The sequence below is a fragment of the Moorena sp. SIO4G3 genome, from assembly GCF_010692305.1.
GTDB classification, from domain to species: domain Bacteria; phylum Cyanobacteriota; class Cyanobacteriia; order Cyanobacteriales; family Coleofasciculaceae; genus Moorena; species Moorena producens_A.
Map to the genome: position 1 here is coordinate 1 of NZ_JAAHIG010000017.1, position 14,916 is coordinate 14,916.

General features: G+C 43.2%; 13 protein-coding genes and 1 CRISPR repeat array. Of the genes, 1 reads left to right on the forward strand and 12 read right to left on the reverse strand.

The window, feature by feature from the left end; translation table 11 throughout:
- Positions 1-26 precede the first annotated feature (26 nt).
- Positions 27-503: direct repeats of the CRISPR family, unit length 37 nt; unit sequence GTTACAATCTCCGTTAAGGAGATGAATTAATGGAAAC.
- Between the two features lie 127 nt (positions 504-630).
- From F6J99_RS05290 to F6J99_RS05315, 6 genes are all read right to left on the reverse strand, one after another.
- A complete protein-coding gene (locus F6J99_RS05290) occupies positions 631-798 on the reverse strand; it encodes a hypothetical protein (protein ID WP_293112012.1) in 168 nt (55 codons plus the stop codon).
- Between the two features lie 235 nt (positions 799-1,033).
- The gene (locus tag F6J99_RS05295) at positions 1,034-2,776 is read right to left on the reverse strand and encodes a hypothetical protein (RefSeq protein WP_293112013.1); all 1,743 of its coding nucleotides are present in this window, start codon (positions 2,774-2,776) and stop codon (positions 1,034-1,036) included.
- 199 nt (positions 2,777-2,975) lie between these two features.
- Positions 2,976-4,877: a type III-B CRISPR module RAMP protein Cmr6 gene (gene cmr6 / locus F6J99_RS05300; RefSeq protein ID WP_293112014.1), complete on the reverse strand. Its 1,902-nt coding sequence runs from the start codon at positions 4,875-4,877 to the stop codon at positions 2,976-2,978.
- A complete protein-coding gene (locus F6J99_RS05305; RefSeq protein WP_293112015.1) occupies positions 4,877-5,359 on the reverse strand; it encodes a hypothetical protein in 483 nt (160 codons plus the stop codon). The genes cmr6 and F6J99_RS05305 overlap by 1 nt, the downstream gene beginning before the upstream one ends.
- The gene (gene cmr4 / locus F6J99_RS05310) at positions 5,356-6,282 is read right to left on the reverse strand and encodes a type III-B CRISPR module RAMP protein Cmr4 (protein WP_293112016.1); all 927 of its coding nucleotides are present in this window, start codon (positions 6,280-6,282) and stop codon (positions 5,356-5,358) included. Before cmr4 ends, F6J99_RS05305 begins: the two co-directional genes overlap by 4 nt.
- Positions 6,283-6,434: 152 nt before the next feature.
- The gene (locus F6J99_RS05315) at positions 6,435-7,553 is read right to left on the reverse strand and encodes a type III-B CRISPR module-associated Cmr3 family protein (RefSeq protein ID WP_293112017.1); all 1,119 of its coding nucleotides are present in this window, start codon (positions 7,551-7,553) and stop codon (positions 6,435-6,437) included.
- A gap of 65 nt (positions 7,554-7,618) precedes the next feature.
- Between F6J99_RS05315 and F6J99_RS05320 the strand changes: the two genes are divergently transcribed.
- Positions 7,619-7,873, forward strand: coding sequence for a hypothetical protein (locus F6J99_RS05320; RefSeq protein WP_293112018.1), 255 nt, complete (start codon positions 7,619-7,621; stop codon positions 7,871-7,873).
- Here F6J99_RS05320 and cas10 read toward each other — a convergent pair.
- From cas10 to F6J99_RS05350, 6 genes are all read right to left on the reverse strand, one after another.
- Entirely contained in the window at positions 7,772-11,062 is a 3,291-nt protein-coding gene (gene cas10 / locus F6J99_RS05325) for a type III-B CRISPR-associated protein Cas10/Cmr2 (RefSeq protein ID WP_293112019.1), read from the reverse strand. The genes F6J99_RS05320 and cas10 overlap by 102 nt on opposite strands.
- 54 nt (positions 11,063-11,116) lie before the next feature.
- Positions 11,117-11,272, reverse strand: coding sequence for a hypothetical protein (locus F6J99_RS05330; RefSeq protein WP_293112020.1), 156 nt, complete (start codon positions 11,270-11,272; stop codon positions 11,117-11,119).
- Between the two features lie 117 nt (positions 11,273-11,389).
- On the reverse strand, positions 11,390-12,793 hold the full coding sequence (locus F6J99_RS05335; RefSeq protein WP_293112021.1) for a ferredoxin:protochlorophyllide reductase (ATP-dependent) subunit N: 1,404 nt from the start codon (positions 12,791-12,793) through the stop codon (positions 11,390-11,392).
- Positions 12,794-13,227: 434 nt separating this feature from the next.
- Positions 13,228-14,091, reverse strand: a complete 864-nt coding sequence (bchL, locus tag F6J99_RS05340; protein WP_293112022.1) for a ferredoxin:protochlorophyllide reductase (ATP-dependent) iron-sulfur ATP-binding protein — start codon at positions 14,089-14,091, stop codon at positions 13,228-13,230.
- Between the two features lie 49 nt (positions 14,092-14,140).
- The gene (locus F6J99_RS05345; RefSeq protein ID WP_293112023.1) at positions 14,141-14,308 is read right to left on the reverse strand and encodes a hypothetical protein; all 168 of its coding nucleotides are present in this window, start codon (positions 14,306-14,308) and stop codon (positions 14,141-14,143) included.
- Positions 14,309-14,683: 375 nt separating this feature from the next.
- Complete coding sequence (locus F6J99_RS05350; protein WP_293112024.1) at positions 14,684-14,893, reverse strand: hypothetical protein; 210 nt, start codon at positions 14,891-14,893, stop codon at positions 14,684-14,686.
- Positions 14,894-14,916 lie beyond the last annotated feature (23 nt).

The following is a 14,916-nucleotide window of genomic DNA, read 5'->3' on the forward strand; positions in this document are numbered from 1 at the left end:
TGTTTAACTCGATAGCGCTAGCCCCAGTTACAATCTCCGTTAAGGAGATGAATTAATGGAAACTCAGGTAACCATTCAATGCAGCGTAACTGCTTTCCTTGGAAGTTACAATCTCCGTTAAGGAGATGAATTAATGGAAACTGATCTTTCTACCAGAACTTGCAGGTGCAGTCGGGAGTTACAATCTCCGTTAAGGAGATGAATTAATGGAAACTCGCGTTTCAACTTCCACTGAATTTTACTGAAACGCAGTGTTACAATCTCCGTTAAGGAGATGAATTAATGGAAACTTGTCTGAGTATAGTTGATAGAATTTTTTGCTAAAGTTACAATCTCCGTTAAGGAGATGAATTAATGGAAACAAAAGTTGTTGGACTTGATATGATTACACGGCAGTTACAATCTCCGTTAAGGAGATGAATTAATGGAAACCTTGTTGAAATCTGTTTGCATCAAATATTCTCAGGTTACAATCCCAGTTAAGGAGATGAATTAATAGAAACCGCAGATAATAGAGAATGTAGAATTAAGAATGTATAATACAGACAGTAGACTTGTTATAGCACTACGCATTAAGGTGTTTGACATTGATAAAAGCTGAAAAAGTGCGACCCGTGGCGAATTTAATTCTTAATGGGTCAAGCGCACCTGCGCTGTTTTAATAAACTTTTGCCTCTTGCCTCTTGCCTCTTGCCTTCCGCGTAGCACTATACCATCTCCCTCAACCAGATAAATTAATCCAAACAACAATAACCCCCAGTTAAGGATAAAACCCTTGACTGGGGGTGTATTGAACAAGATTAATTTTCGGCGTTGCTGAATCAAGGAATGAATGCGCGATCATCTGGTTTTGGTCAAGCCCCCGTGGGTCCCCCAACTTTGCGGTGCGACCCGTGGCGAATTTAATTCGCCTACGGAAAGCGCACCGGGAGGGACTTTTAGAGTTTTGTTCCCCCCAAAATTGGGGGGCTAGGGGGGCGAAACCATACCCAAAATCAGCAACGCCTCAATTTGTACCTTATGGGATATAGAATTACTCTAAACAGTCTGTCATTAGCTTCTTGATCACAAAATCCTTAACATCAGAATAGATATAATAACGACCATTAAGATCCACAAAAGAAGTCTCAGGCTTATTTAAAAGTTGACAAGTTAGGCGATTAATAGTCATGATTTCCTCTAGAATTTGGTTGCTGTCACAAGCCACCAGAGCGTTTTCACTGCCTGCTTCACGGTCTTTATCCAGTATCTCAGACATTCTTGCTTTTGAGACTCCCTTGGCACTGTGAATCATGTAATTTCTTTTTTCGACCCAATAGTCAAGCTTCTTAAATGATTGAAGAATAGTCTGCCAAAGTTCTATCTCCTTTGAGTTTTCTCGAAACTGAATCAGGGCATCTACAAAGTTCCGCTTCCTGAACCGATTCTTCAATTTATAATCACGGTATCCTTTTTGTTTATCTTTCCAGCACTTAAGCTCTTCATTATTAAACGTTTCTTTACTAACCAAATAATCAACAATTTTTTCGTCTACTATATCTCTATTTAAAACCCAGTTATTCGGTTTGTTTTGGTCAAAATACTTTTTACCTAGTTCTCCCATCAGCTTATGTAACGTTTCTTCACAGAAAGAAGTCATCCGCGATAAGAAATTGGCAATCAGATTTAATTCCCAGTAAATTCGGCATTGGGTATATAAGTTTAACCATTTATAATATTTGTCTTTAATCTCTGCCACTACTCCCAGATTATCCTTTTCCTTTCGTTTAATCAGCTTTTGTGCCCCAGAGATATCCAAGTTAAAACAGTAGAGGCCAATTTCCATAGCCTTAATGACTAATTCGATATCACTTTTGTTGTCAGACACAGTCTGTACTTCAATTCCTTGGGTAATCAAATAATCTAAGGTTTCTACCCAGTCCTTTAGAATCTGGATGCCACCATCAAAATCCCAGCGATTCAGCAGTTTTTTGACAGTTTGATATTTTTGACTGCGCCGATAACGCCAGTATGAAAATAGGTTACAATCAGAGAGTTTACCGTCTAAAATTCCGTCAATTGATAAATCTGGGCTTAGAAAGATGGGATTTTTGAAGCTGGCTGCCATGGTTTGGATTTGCAGCGCCATTTTCATCTGATTTGTTCCACCTTTTGTGCTGATTAAAACTAATTCCTCTTCTGAGGATGTTTGATCAATTCCCTCAGCTTTACTAATCTCATTAAGAGCTTGGTAATAGTAGCCAAGCATGCGGTCTTGGTCATTACCAGGAATATCAGCAGGAATAATTTTCCACTCTAGGGAAAACTCCCATCCTTCTTCTTTAAGCCACTTGTCCAAGATATCGAACAAATAAATGGTATCCTTCTGATGACCTTCTGGTTGATTATCACTCTGTTGGTCTGTGACGAAAATATATGCCTTTTTTGCTCCAAGACTGATAGCCTTTTTAATGGCACCACCAATCCTAACTGGCATCAGACGAGGATGCCAGTAATCTGGATTGGCTTGATACTGATTAAACAAAACTTCTGTAAGCTTTCGGCTGGTTTGCTTAACCCCAACCTCAAATCCTAGTTCTTGGTAAAGATGCTCTCCTTCAATATACTTACGCTGGTCTTTCCAAATTATACTACGTTCAGGAGTTAATGCAGCTTGTTGTTCCTTGAGATTGGGTTCATCTGGCAAGAAGTCAATGGGTAGATAATAGTTTTCTCCTACTATTGGTAGTTGAATAGCTAGATCAGAGGTGCCAATGTTAGCGATAAGAATTGCCATGATATATTTTAACTTTTTTAAGCAATTATTAGGTGGGGTGTAAGCATTCAGCAGTCAGCTTTGTGGAACAGGCTTCTAGCCTGTGAGGTAACTCAGATTAAACAAATGGTTACCTGTTTGATTCAATAGCTGATAACTGATAAATTAATGCTAATAGCTGAATGATAATAGCTGAATGCTAATAGCTGAATGCTTACGGTTAAGCCAACGGAAAAATACGATGATAGTTATCAGGGTTAGTTTTTTCTTGCAAAAGCTGGAGAAACTCCTGGCGTTTGGAGTGTTGAATACCAAACACGGTCACCACTTGGTAATTTCCTAAATCAGCAATCCAAACCGGAGAGCGATCGCCTGTATGACCACACAGGTCAGGGTCATAAATTCTGTCTCCTTTCCGATTAGTTATTTTCAACTTATCTGAGTGCAACAGGGCTAAAGCATGAGGTTTATCAAACTGTTCTTTCCCAGAACAGAGGATAATCTGACAGTTACTATCTACTGCTTCTCGCCATTCCTTTTGGCTTAATCTCGGAACTGGTAAAAGCGATCGCGGATTAACCTGCTGATCACTCAGAGTAGCTAAAGCTGTACAAAAATCTTCCAATCTCTGGTGAAAACGAGACTTAAATTCTCCGGGAGTATCGGGTAATTGCCACCATAAATCTTTCTCGTTTGCTCTCAACCGACTACCGCGATAGTAAGGTGGTTTTGGATTTTGACGATTTTTGCGAGAATAAAGAGGTCGTCTTGCTCCCTGTCCGACTCCACCAAGATGAAACATTAACCAAGTCAAGTTTACCAATAAATTTCTAATAGTATCCCGTTCAGCTTGGGTGGTTGGTGCTTCCCGGGAATAACTCAGTTTTAGGGTTCCCTGTTGTTTCAGACAAGGTTTATCTTTAGCCTGTTCTGAAGTTCGAGGATTTTTAGCATCAGTAATATTAAACTGAATCCATCCTTGAGTTTGAGGTTGAATTGAACCAAACAACTGACATTCCCACGTCTTTACTTGTGCTACTGGTAAAAAGCCTAAAGCTAAGGTCCGGAACCAGTAGCTCAGCATAGATTTAAACGCTATAGGGCGCACCTCGGCTTCTGCATAGTCATCGGGTTTACCCTTTGTATTCAAAGGTTTGCGAACATTCCTAAAGCGTTTATACCCGTGAATCAGTTGACCTTCAAGGATAAACTTGACCTCAAAAAATGGCTGAGGATTATTCTGTTCACCTTTAACGTGCATTTGACCATAGCCAGTATTAATCTGGGAACCAACACCGGATTGTAACCCCTTTTTCAACCAAGTTTTGACTTGATTGAACGTATCTTGATCACATCTAGCAGTTGGACGTAACCCAATTAAAACTATCGGTTTGTTAAGAGAAAGGAAGGGATTAGGATTAGGGCTATACTTGGGAGAGTCTTGATCCCAACTCCAGATATTATTAGCCATATCCACAGCTAAGCCTCTCTTCTCGACTCCCCATTGCTTGGCTAATGGGTAAGCATCCAGAAAAATCACTTTCCCTGCACAGTCTTTTTCTTCAGCTTCCAAGGAACCAAAGTACTGTGCAACGTGTTTTTCTGCTTGTTGGTTGGCTTCCTCCCTCTCTTGCTGAGTTATCTTTGCTTTCTGCTGGAGGATATTGTCTAGAATAGCTTGAGTGAATTCCCAAAGTGCCTGACGTCTTGCCACACCTCGCAGAGTACTGGAAGGAATATAAGGTATTCCCAAGGCATCGAAGGCCGGAAGCAGAATATTTTCCGGTCCGGTTTGTCCCCCTACACGCATCCGCCAAGCACACTCAACCTCAAATGTATTATCCTTTCCAGCAATTAGCTGAGTGCGCTGGTTGAGGGTTTCCAAGCGTTTTTTGTATCCTCCAGCTTTTTCTGCTGCCATCTGGAGAACTTGTACCTTGGTTAAGTTATTCTCTTGCTGGTTTTGCTTGTCACCTTTTGCTGATGATGACTCAATCACAGGTTGAGGCGATCGCATCCAGCGTAGATATTCTACAAAACTAGCAGCATTATTAGGTTGGAATCCCTTCGGGAGTTTCTCTAGCCAAGTGGGAAGGGATTGATTGTCTCTATTGAAGGTCATTAATCTGAGTCTCCTGGTTTAATGTCGTGGTAAACTGCATCTGCCCAGAAACTAAACTCTTGGGCTATAGCAAGTGCTACCCCTGTCAGACCCAGATATTGGTGATGATTCATGGTATTGAGGGTTGCTAAACCGTCTTCATTGACTAAATTTCCGACTCCAGGAACGTTTTCTAAACTGCGAAAATAGCTTTCAATCACCTCTCTTTTCCCTTCTTGACTCTTGGTTGTCCTTTGGCCTATAGTAGGTGGCTTTTGTGGATCCCATTTATCAAGGGCAATTTCCTCACCTTTGAGACGCATTAATCCCCAAGTGGCAACATAGGTATAGAGTTCTACTGCTTGACTCTTTTGCTCTTGAAGATGCTGTTTATAGTCTTGGGACTTAATCTCCTTGTTTTCCAAGGCTTTGTCATAGCGCGATCGCAAATCTTTTAAAGCTTCATAAGCATATTTACTCAGACCCCGTGGATCAAACATCATCCTTTCCCCTCTTTTTTGCCATTAGATTCTTTCTGTGGTGCCATCCACTGTTGCACAAATCCTCGTCCTAAACTTTCTTGTCCGCCAATTTGCAACAGGGAATTGTCTTTTAATAGCTGTTGAAAATCATCAAGATGCTCTTGGGCAGTACCATTAAATTGAGTAGTAACTCCCCAAGGGAAGTACATCAAAGTATCAGGAGGAATTGCTTCTTCATAGCGAAAACTGCCATCTGTAACAACCTTGTGTTCATTCAGCTTTACCTTTACCTGTCGCCAGAGGCTCATCTGAATCAGAGTTTCACAGTGCTGGTTTGGCAATACCAAAACCTTATCAATACTGGTTTCATAGCCTTTAGGAATAAAATCTTCCCAATTCTGAAAAGGCTGCAAACTACTGCCAGGAATCAAGGCATCTTTGAGATAAACGGACTCTTTTTTTGGTATATTGCTACGGTAGTTTTTGATATTATTAGTATTAATAGTATCATTACTATGGTTAAACCTTACCCAGCGTTGTAGTAATAAAGGACAACTAATCCAAATCACACCATGACTTAAGGAAGAAACGGGAAACCATAGGATTGAGCCATCTCCTACCCAAATACTGCCCTGTTCCAGTTGAGTTATTTTTCGGTTTGTTTCCAATTCATAATACTCAACAAAATCTTGATTCTTCAAATCCTCTAAATCAGGACCAAAAAGCTTAACTTGCCTAATGTGAGCGGCAATCACGTTGTCTTCATCATTCGGGTCAATATTGATTACCACATTTGCTCTATATCGTCCCCGAATAGTACTCGAAGGCAGATAGGGAAAATTCGTATGAGATTCCCGGGCAATTCCTACTAAATTACCCTCTTGACTGGTTCCCCCAGTATGTAAGGGAGAAAGTAGATATAAATAAGCAAGATTAAGTTTCATTGTCTCTTATATCATGTTACGATAACTAACCTGTCTTGATGCAGTCGCTCATGGGGGAAACCCCCAAGACCGCGCTGCATCGCTTAATAAAAATCTCCCCCATCTCCCCATCTCCCCATCTCCCCATCTCCCCGCCCCTTAATTATGGGTATTCAACCGGACTTGATATTACCCCACAAAAGTTTTCCATAGTTCAATTGCCTAAAGGTTTCCAAATCATCATTATTACTATCAGGTAACAGCAGTTTATCCTTAGGTAAGTTTTCTCCAAAACTATAAACCGTACCTGGTGCCACAAACGCCCGTTGGGGTGATAAAGCAGACTGCCAATTTCCCCTTTCCTGAGAATTCAATAGCCGACGTTTGATCTGGGTTCTACCACCCCACAGTAAAGGGCGATCGCTTACACAACCTCTGAGATTCTCTTTCCAGTTACTGGGATAAACGCCATACTTTGCTTTCTGTTTTTCTGCTATTCCCGGAGTCAGTAAATAGGCAAAGTTGCTGGATTTTTGTTCAGAAAACTGCTCTAAGTCTTGCCAGGGTTTTAAGGGCTTGATGGGGGAAACAATAGCTCGATGTCCCTCTCCTCCCAAGCGCACCACGGTCTGATCTATTTTAGTACTAATCCCTGCTACTAGTCGCCATCCCGGATCCATACGCACTGCTATTTCAGTGAAATAACCTTCCTCATCCCGTACCTGCCTACTCCCTGATTTCATATGGATATGGGGTAGTATTTGTAGACTCCAAGGGTGATCACAGAAGTAATCGTTATCCTTGTTATCCTTTTTATTCTCAAAATTATTCCCTTCAAGATACTTGATCAAGGCTTCAGCTTTAATCCAAGGTTGAGGAGAACCACAGATAAATTCATTTTCCTCAAGTTGAGGAGGAACCATCGGTTGCAATTCGTCCCTATCAAAACAGATATAATCCCAACCGGGCTGAGTATCTTTTGGTTGAAGACGCTTTATCTTATCCCAAGTATCCGTTGAATCTTTGTGATTATCTTCTGCTTCCGTAGGATTATCTTTTTTGCGAACACAGAGTAAATCCTTTGGTGTTGGTAACCAGAGGGTGTTTTGTATATCTAACAGAAATGGTCCGATAAATGTTAAATTTCGTTTCTTATCTTTCTGGTTATATCCATAATGGGGTAGAGCAGAACGAAGGGCTTGAAAGACCGTAATGGGCATGGGAGGAAACTTCCCTTTTGCCCAAGACCCTTCCCCTGGACTAAAGGGTTTTTCTTCTCGAAATAGCAACACATCTATGGGTTCAATGGTATACCAAGATAGCATTTTTTTTAAGAGGGAGATGGGGAGATGGGGAGATGGGGAGATGGGGAGATGGGGAGATTTTTATTAAGGGTAATTATCCTGACATCATATTAGCCTTCAATGGTGGTATTTTTGCCTATTGCCTTTTGCCTATTGCCTATTGCCTATTGCCTATTGCCTATTGCCTATTGCCTATTGCCTATTGCCTATTGCCTATTGCCTGTTCCCTGTTCCCTGTTCCCTGTTCCCTGTTCCCTCCATTCTTCACGTTGTACCATCTTATCTACCCAAAAAGCACTGAATTTTAATAACATTGCTAAATCTTTTTCTTGGGTACCGAGGGCATTTTTTCCAGCAGCTTTTCTGGCATGAAACGCCCAATTTTCCCATTGATTAATCCAGTCTAGTAAAGCATGTTTAACTTCATCAGATAGGGTTTCGTCCCGGCGGTTGAGGATAACTTCGGTTGCTTGACTCAATAAGCGATCGCATTCGGTGACACAAGCATGTTTGGGCAAGTCTTCTGCTAGTCGATACAGCACAGGAGAGAGGTCAATGTCTTGGTAATGCTGAATAAATTTCCACCAATAGTCTAGTAAATGTCCTTTCATTAGTGCTTCTAAACTATTGCCACTGCCGTAGATAACTCGGAAGCACAAACCATCTTTAGGGGGAATAATGTCAAAGTCCCCCGCCCCCCTAACCCCCCAATTTTGGGGGGAATTTGAGTTAAAGTCCCCCGCCCCCCTAACCCCCCAATTTTGGGGGGAATTTGAGTTAAAGTCCCCCGCCCCCCTAACCCCCCAATTTTGGGGGGAATTTGAGTTAAAGTCCCCCGCCCCCCTAACCCCCCAATTTTGGGGGGAATTTGAGTTAAAGTCCCCCAGCGAGGGATTGCTCGCTGGGGGATTTAGGGGGCTTTGCTTAAGTCCTGTTCTAGTTCCTGGGAGTTTCTTGGCTCTATCCTTCTCTGCAGTCCAAAGGTTGTCTAGAACCGTGGGCAGTGGTAAGCTCTTATGAGCAATCACAATGCCCATGCTCATGGTGGCACCTTCCCCCATGGTGAAATGGGCACGGTCGGGTAATCCTTCTAATGGTTGGTTGGGATACCAGTAACCGCCGTTAGGGTGAAACTCTTGTTGGGGGTCTTCAGCACCACACCAAGCCGCACGAAGCGATCGCAAAAATTCCGGCAAGTCTTCTAGAGGCAACACGGCCATCACATCATCCCCGCCACTGTAGACAACTTTGCCGCAAAAGCGCTTTTCAGTTATATAAGGCACGAGGCGATTGGAAAAATCTAGTAGAGCACGATTGAGTCCAACATGGGTAGCTGGTCCCATGCGCTTTTTGGTCTCTAGCAGTTCCTCAAATCCCTTAACTTGCTGACTAGATTGGTCTAGTTGGTCTGTAAGTATGTAGTGTTTATATTCCTTGAGCTTAGCACCAGAAACATATTTTCCCATGCCATCCCCATCAGCCAAGACAATTACCCACCAATCACCAGGAGACCAATTACTAAAACCAGTTTGTTTATGAGCGGTTTCTACTAACCGTCTTAGAACATCCCGAGATTGAGTTAATCCCATATCATCCGCTAGCCACCTACTAGAAAACATCACACCGTTGAAATGTTTACCTTGGTCGTTGTTGGGATTAATCCTGTTATCAGTCTTGGGAACTTGAAACGGATAATTACCAGTGCAAGAGCGAAAATTATCCTTAAAATCAGGTAAGTCTTGGTCAATTAATTTGCTCAGATTCTGCCAGTATTGGCGGATTAGTTCAGGATGGTCATGGGCAAATCGTGCGGCAGCAATGGAACTCAAGTTAGGAAAGCGAATGAATTGTTTGTAGTCAATACCCAACGATTCACCAACGCCACCGTACTGCCAAGCCATACGCTTGGTTAATTCCAAAGCATTGAGCTTTTCTGAACCATTGAACAGTCCTCCTGGATAAACTGCCGCCATCAACCGCCAGAATAGGCGCATGGAACGAGCTGACAGACCTCCACCTTCGGGAAATCTTCTATAGTTTAGATTGGGATGCACTGCACTAAACTGACCAGAAAGGGTGGAGCGCTCTCCTGGGGCAACGGGAATCTGCCAAGTGCGGGTGTTCTTGACAGCTTGAATAGATTTTCCTAAAGTAGCTTGTAGGATTGCCCACCATGTCCCGACATTAAGGGTCTGGTAAGCTTTCTCTTCTGCTTCGGTAGGAATTTTTTGCCCAGAACGGGAAAACGCGATCGCTTCTTGAGCGTCTTTCCATTTGCTATCAAATGTTTCCTGGTCGTTTCTGCTAATTACCAGTTCTTGATCGGGATTACCCAACGGTACTGCTGTCCAGTAAGGTTGCCAAGAACTTTCTATCTGAGCATCCCAGAGTGTATTCCACTCCCAACAACCAGGTTGCTGTAATTTTTCTAAGTCTCGCTGGCAAGCTTGGTAGTCAGCATCAGAAAAGTCTTGTAATATTTCCTCTCGCTTTTGCTGATTTTGGGATTCTTTCAGCCATGAAATAACCTTCTGTTTGATATGTTCGCGCACTTGATCAGCAATTGCTTTCCATTCCTCTGTTAGCTTTTCGGTTAATTCTTTCCCCAATGTTTCAGCCGCTTTCTTTCCTGGAACGACAGCGGTAATAATATTAGGAAAACCAGCAGTACTCAGACTAGTCGATTGATTGTAATCAAAACGGCTAACTGGATCTAAGTCATCTAGGGAATACTGTTGAAAACTATCCCGAAAAATTGTAGAATTTACTTCTGGTTGGTCAAATTCCTGAATCATCAGGGCGTCAATAATCTCTTGACTCCAGAGGGAGGGAGTAATTACCGCATCAGGACCATACAATTGAGCAATATGCCAGCAGAGTTTAACACTTAGATAATGCAGTAAATAGGAGCCTGCCCAGAAATCAAGAAACTTGCGGGAAGCTTTAATAAATTCCTGGACTGGCGAGAACGTGAATAATAGTAAATAGGGATGTTCGTGAGACTTTCCTGGCTGCCAATCTTCTGGATACAGGGCACCAACTAGGGCAGAAACTGTGCTGTTGTAGCTGTGGATTGGACAATCGGGTAAGATTTTATGAGCTGGAACCAGTAAGGCATTTGGATATTGCTTGGCTCTAATTTCTGGATAGAACCGCCAGAGCCACCAAAACACTTTTTTCTCATCCAGTTCTGTAGCAATTTTACTGATATCAGGTGTTTCGTCTTGATTAAAAGAGTCTATCTGGTGCTGTTGACCGCTGATAGGATGCTTGACTTGACAATCATTACTTTCTGTGTTAATAACTGCGCCTAGATTAACCCGGTCAGAGGAACTAGCAATCGCATTCGGCAGAACCTGACTTTGCTCCTGCTGGTCTACCAGTTGCTGCCACCAGTTTCGCAGCTGATCTAGATTGTTTCCGTAGCAGGCTAATGCCCTTTGGTCTTGGAGCTCCTGATGCATTAGAGCATAAAGCTTCCGCTGATAGACACTCATGTAGATTCACCTCAACAGGTGATCCCAAGTTAGCAGCTGAGCAGGAGTACCAGTTTAATTTTGATGCGAATGACGAAAATTGCTATGTTGACTTCTTTCAGAAGTCGGGAACAGGGAATCGGGAATCGGGAATCGGGAACAGGGAATTAGAGGGAGGGAATCAATATAAGTGGAGTGGGCATCCTGCCCGCCTGGAAATGAAACAGGCAAGATGCCTGTTCCACAGCCAGATGCCCCTTATTAAGGGGGGTTAGGGGGGATCCCTCTTCTGACTTCCCTATTAAGTTCCCCCCTTATTAAGGGGGGTTAGGGGGGATCCCTCTAGTGCTAAACCTTAGCCTCTTCTTTCACTAACTTATCCCAACCCAAATCTTTCAGACTGTTATTACGACGTAACGGACGAGTTGCCAATTCCAGAATATCTCGGGCATTAGTAAAGCCGTGCATTTGAGCAAAGGTAAACTCAACGGACCACTTAGTATTAATTCCCCGTGCTTCCAAAGGATTAGCATGAGCCATACCGGTAATTACCAAATCCGGCTCCAACTCATAAATCCGCTGAATCTGGTTGTAATTGTCTGGCTTCTCGATAATCTTGGGAGTTGGTACACCCATTTCGTGGCAAGTCTGTTCTAACAGAGCTAACTCAGCCTTCTGATAACGCTTATCCATGTAGGGGATACCGATTTCATGGCAAGTCATCCCGCAACGAACTAGGAAACGAGCTAAGGAAACTTCCAGCAAGTTATCCCCCATGAAAAATACTGACTTGCCACGCAACAGCTGGATATAATCCTCCAAGCTTTCCCAAATTTTAGCTTCCCGTTCTGCCAAGCCTTTTGGTTCAATACCAAACACAGAACACATTTTCTCTATCCAAGCCCGAGTGCCATCCGGACCAATGGGGAAAGGTGCGCCAATTAACTTACACTTGCGGCGGCGCATCAGAGTAGTAGCAGTACGGCTTAGGAAGGGATTCACCCCAGCAACATAGTAACCTTCTTCAATTACTGGCAATTCCGTGTAACGCTTAGCAGGCAACCAACCAGACACCTTAATCCCCTGCTTCTTCAACTCTAGGGTTAGGTTAGTCACAACCGGGTCAGGTAGGGAGCCAAACAACACTAGGGGTGGATGATCCGCATAGTCTGACTCTTCCGCAGCCACCTCTTCTTTCTGGCGTCCAAAGTTGAGGAGTTTTGCGATCGCATTCCGCTCTTGTTTCTCCTCTTCCACCTGGGGTGCTTCTTTCGGACACTTGTGAGCCATAGCGGCCAACACAGTATCTTCACCCTGGGTGAAAGCATAGTCTAAGCCATTAGCACGAGCCACCACAATCGGAATCCCAATCTCAGATTCCAGCTTGGGAGCCAAGCCTTCCAAATCCATCTTGATAATTTCCGTAGTGCAAGTACCAATCCAGACAATCACACTAGGATTGCGATCGCGTTTAATCTGCAAACACAACCGCTTCAGTTCCTCGTAATCATTCAGCTTAGCGGAAATATCCCCTTCTTCCAACTCCGCCATCGCATAGCGTGGCTCAGCAAAAATCATCACCCCCATCGCATTTTGGAGGAAATAGCCACAAGTCTTAGTACCAATCACCAAAAAGAAGCTATCTTCAATCTTTTGGTAAAGCCATGCGACGCAGCTAATTGGGCAAAAGGTATGGTAATTCCCAGTTTCGCACTCAAAATCTAGGGCTTGAGGGGTTTCAGCAACAGTCATTTAAAGTTCTCCTCTCCTGCTTTCTCTCGTCGGTTTTAAGGGTTTAAGGTTTTAAGGGTTTAAGGTTTTAAGGGTTGAAGGTTGAAGGTTGAAGGTTGAATGTTGAATGTTTTAATGGTTGTTCGCGTAGCGTGGCCTATTGGCCAAGGTTTTAAGGGTTAAGGTTGAATGTTAGTTGGTTTAAGGTTAGTTGGTTGAACGCGATGGACTTCGTCCCGCTTTGCTGCGAAGCGCGTGGCCTTTTGGCCAAGGTTTTCAGGCTTAGTTTGACCCGGTGGTGCGTTACGGGACGGACTGTCCCAACACTGGCTACGGAGAATAAAATGAGGGTTCGCCCGTCCCTAACGCACCCTACACCTGCTAACTTTCAACCAAATAACTTTCAACTTTCAACCTTCAACCTCCTAACTTTCAACCTTTCTTTCAACCTTTGCTTACACCATCATCAGGTCTAATTCTTCTTCCTCAGTCTTTGCTGGGGTTTGAGGATTTAGGTAGAAGTCAGACAGCAAAGAGAACAAATCCCGGTCAGGTGCATCTTGAGGTACAACCCCCTCAGGCTGTGCCAGGATTTGGTCAGCAATATTGAGATAGTATTGGCAAACCGGTTCCAGGCTAGGGTCAGTTTCTGCCATTTCAAAAATCGTTTTGCCCTTAACCCGAGAGACACGAATGTCTTCAATTAGTGGCAGAATTTCCAGCACTGGCATGGGCACAGCTTCCACATACTTATCGATCAAGTCGCGCTTAGAGGTGCGGTTGCCAATCAGACCAGCCAGACGCAGAGGGTGAGTGCGAGCTTTTTCACGAACAGAAGCAGCAATCCGGTTAGCAGCGAACAACGCATCGAAACCGTTATCCGTGACAATCATGCAATAGTTGGAATAGTTCAGGGGAGCAGCAAAACCACCACAGACTACATCACCCAGAACGTCAAACAGAATCACATCGTACTCATCAAAAGCATTCAGTTCCTTGAGCAGCTTTACAGTTTCTCCAACCACATAGCCACCGCAACCCGCACCAGCTGGGGGACCACCAGCTTCTACGCAATGAACACCACCATAACCTTTGTAAATCACATCTTCAGGCCAGACATCTTCGTAGTGGTAATCCTTTTCCTGAAGGGTATCAATAATGGTAGGGATCAGAAAACCAGTCAGAGTGAATGTGCTGTCATGCTTCGGGTCACAGCCAATTTGCAGCACCTTTCGACCCCGCTTAGCTAGGGCAACTGAGATATTACAGCTAGTTGTGGACTTACCGATACCACCTTTTCCATAAACTGAAAGTTTCACCTTTAGTTATCTCCTGTTTCAGATAAAAATTCTTCTTTTGTCTTTGCCCCTAAGCCAGCCGAAAGGATAATTGCTGAAATTCTGCTGGATTTATCTTAGGCACCGCTTCGGCGTTGACCCTAAAGCCAGCCATAGATTGCTTAGCTTGTCTTGATGCAATAGCGAGTGGGGGAAACCCCCGCATGAAGGCGCTGCATCGCTTCGGTGCTTCTTGCATTATTCACGAACTGCACTAGAAAATACAGGGTCTTTTTTATCGATATAGCCTTTAAATTACTTTAAATGGACTTTTATAAATTTAAACCATAATGTAAATCAATTTAAATCTTATTTATTCAATTTAATACTTAATTAATATTTTTTATATTTTTTTTTAATAAAAATTGAAACAATAAACAAAAATAAAAAATCACCAGAGTGAATCAAGCTGATAGCACCTCAAGTAGCGTGCGCGTAGCCCATTAGCTGATAGCACCTCAAGTAGCGTGCGCGTAGCCCATTAGCTTACAAATCATCCAGACCCACCAGAAGCCATAGGCGGGTCTAGCTATTGAAGTTTTTTGTAAATAATAATTAAATTTCTACGGAGCAATCACCGCAATCTTCTCGATAGAGTCACAGACTTTGAAAAAGGTACACAGAATCGGGAGTCGGGAGTCGGGAATCGGGAATCGGGAATTGGGAATCGGGAATCGGGAATCGGGAATCGGGAATCGGGAATCGGGAATCGGGAATCGGGAATCGGGAATCGGGAATTGGGAATCGGGAATTGGGAATCGGGAAAACTGATCTGATTCCCCATCTCCCCATCTCCCTATCTCCCTA

Bases quoted from the DNA above. Each gene is read 5' to 3' on its own strand.
- F6J99_RS05295 (WP_293112013.1), bottom strand. From the start codon at position 2,776: ATGGCAATTCTTATCGCTAACATTGGCACCTCTGATCTAGCTATTCAA.
- cmr6 (WP_293112014.1), bottom strand. From the start codon at position 4,877: ATGACCTTCAATAGAGACAATCAATCCCTTCCCACTTGGCTAGAGAAA.
- F6J99_RS05305 (WP_293112015.1), bottom strand. From the start codon at position 5,359: ATGATGTTTGATCCACGGGGTCTGAGTAAATATGCTTATGAAGCTTTA.
- cmr4 (WP_293112016.1), bottom strand. From the start codon at position 6,282: ATGAAACTTAATCTTGCTTATTTATATCTACTTTCTCCCTTACATACT.
- F6J99_RS05320 (WP_293112018.1), top strand. From the start codon at position 7,619: ATGGGGAGATGGGGAGATGGGGAGATTTTTATTAAGGGTAATTATCCT.
- cas10 (WP_293112019.1), bottom strand. From the start codon at position 11,062: ATGAGTGTCTATCAGCGGAAGCTTTATGCTCTAATGCATCAGGAGCTC.
- F6J99_RS05335 (WP_293112021.1), bottom strand. From the start codon at position 12,793: ATGACTGTTGCTGAAACCCCTCAAGCCCTAGATTTTGAGTGCGAAACT.
- F6J99_RS05345 (WP_293112023.1), bottom strand. From the start codon at position 14,308: ATGCAAGAAGCACCGAAGCGATGCAGCGCCTTCATGCGGGGGTTTCCC.
- F6J99_RS05350 (WP_293112024.1), bottom strand. From the start codon at position 14,893: ATGGGGAATCAGATCAGTTTTCCCGATTCCCAATTCCCGATTCCCAAT.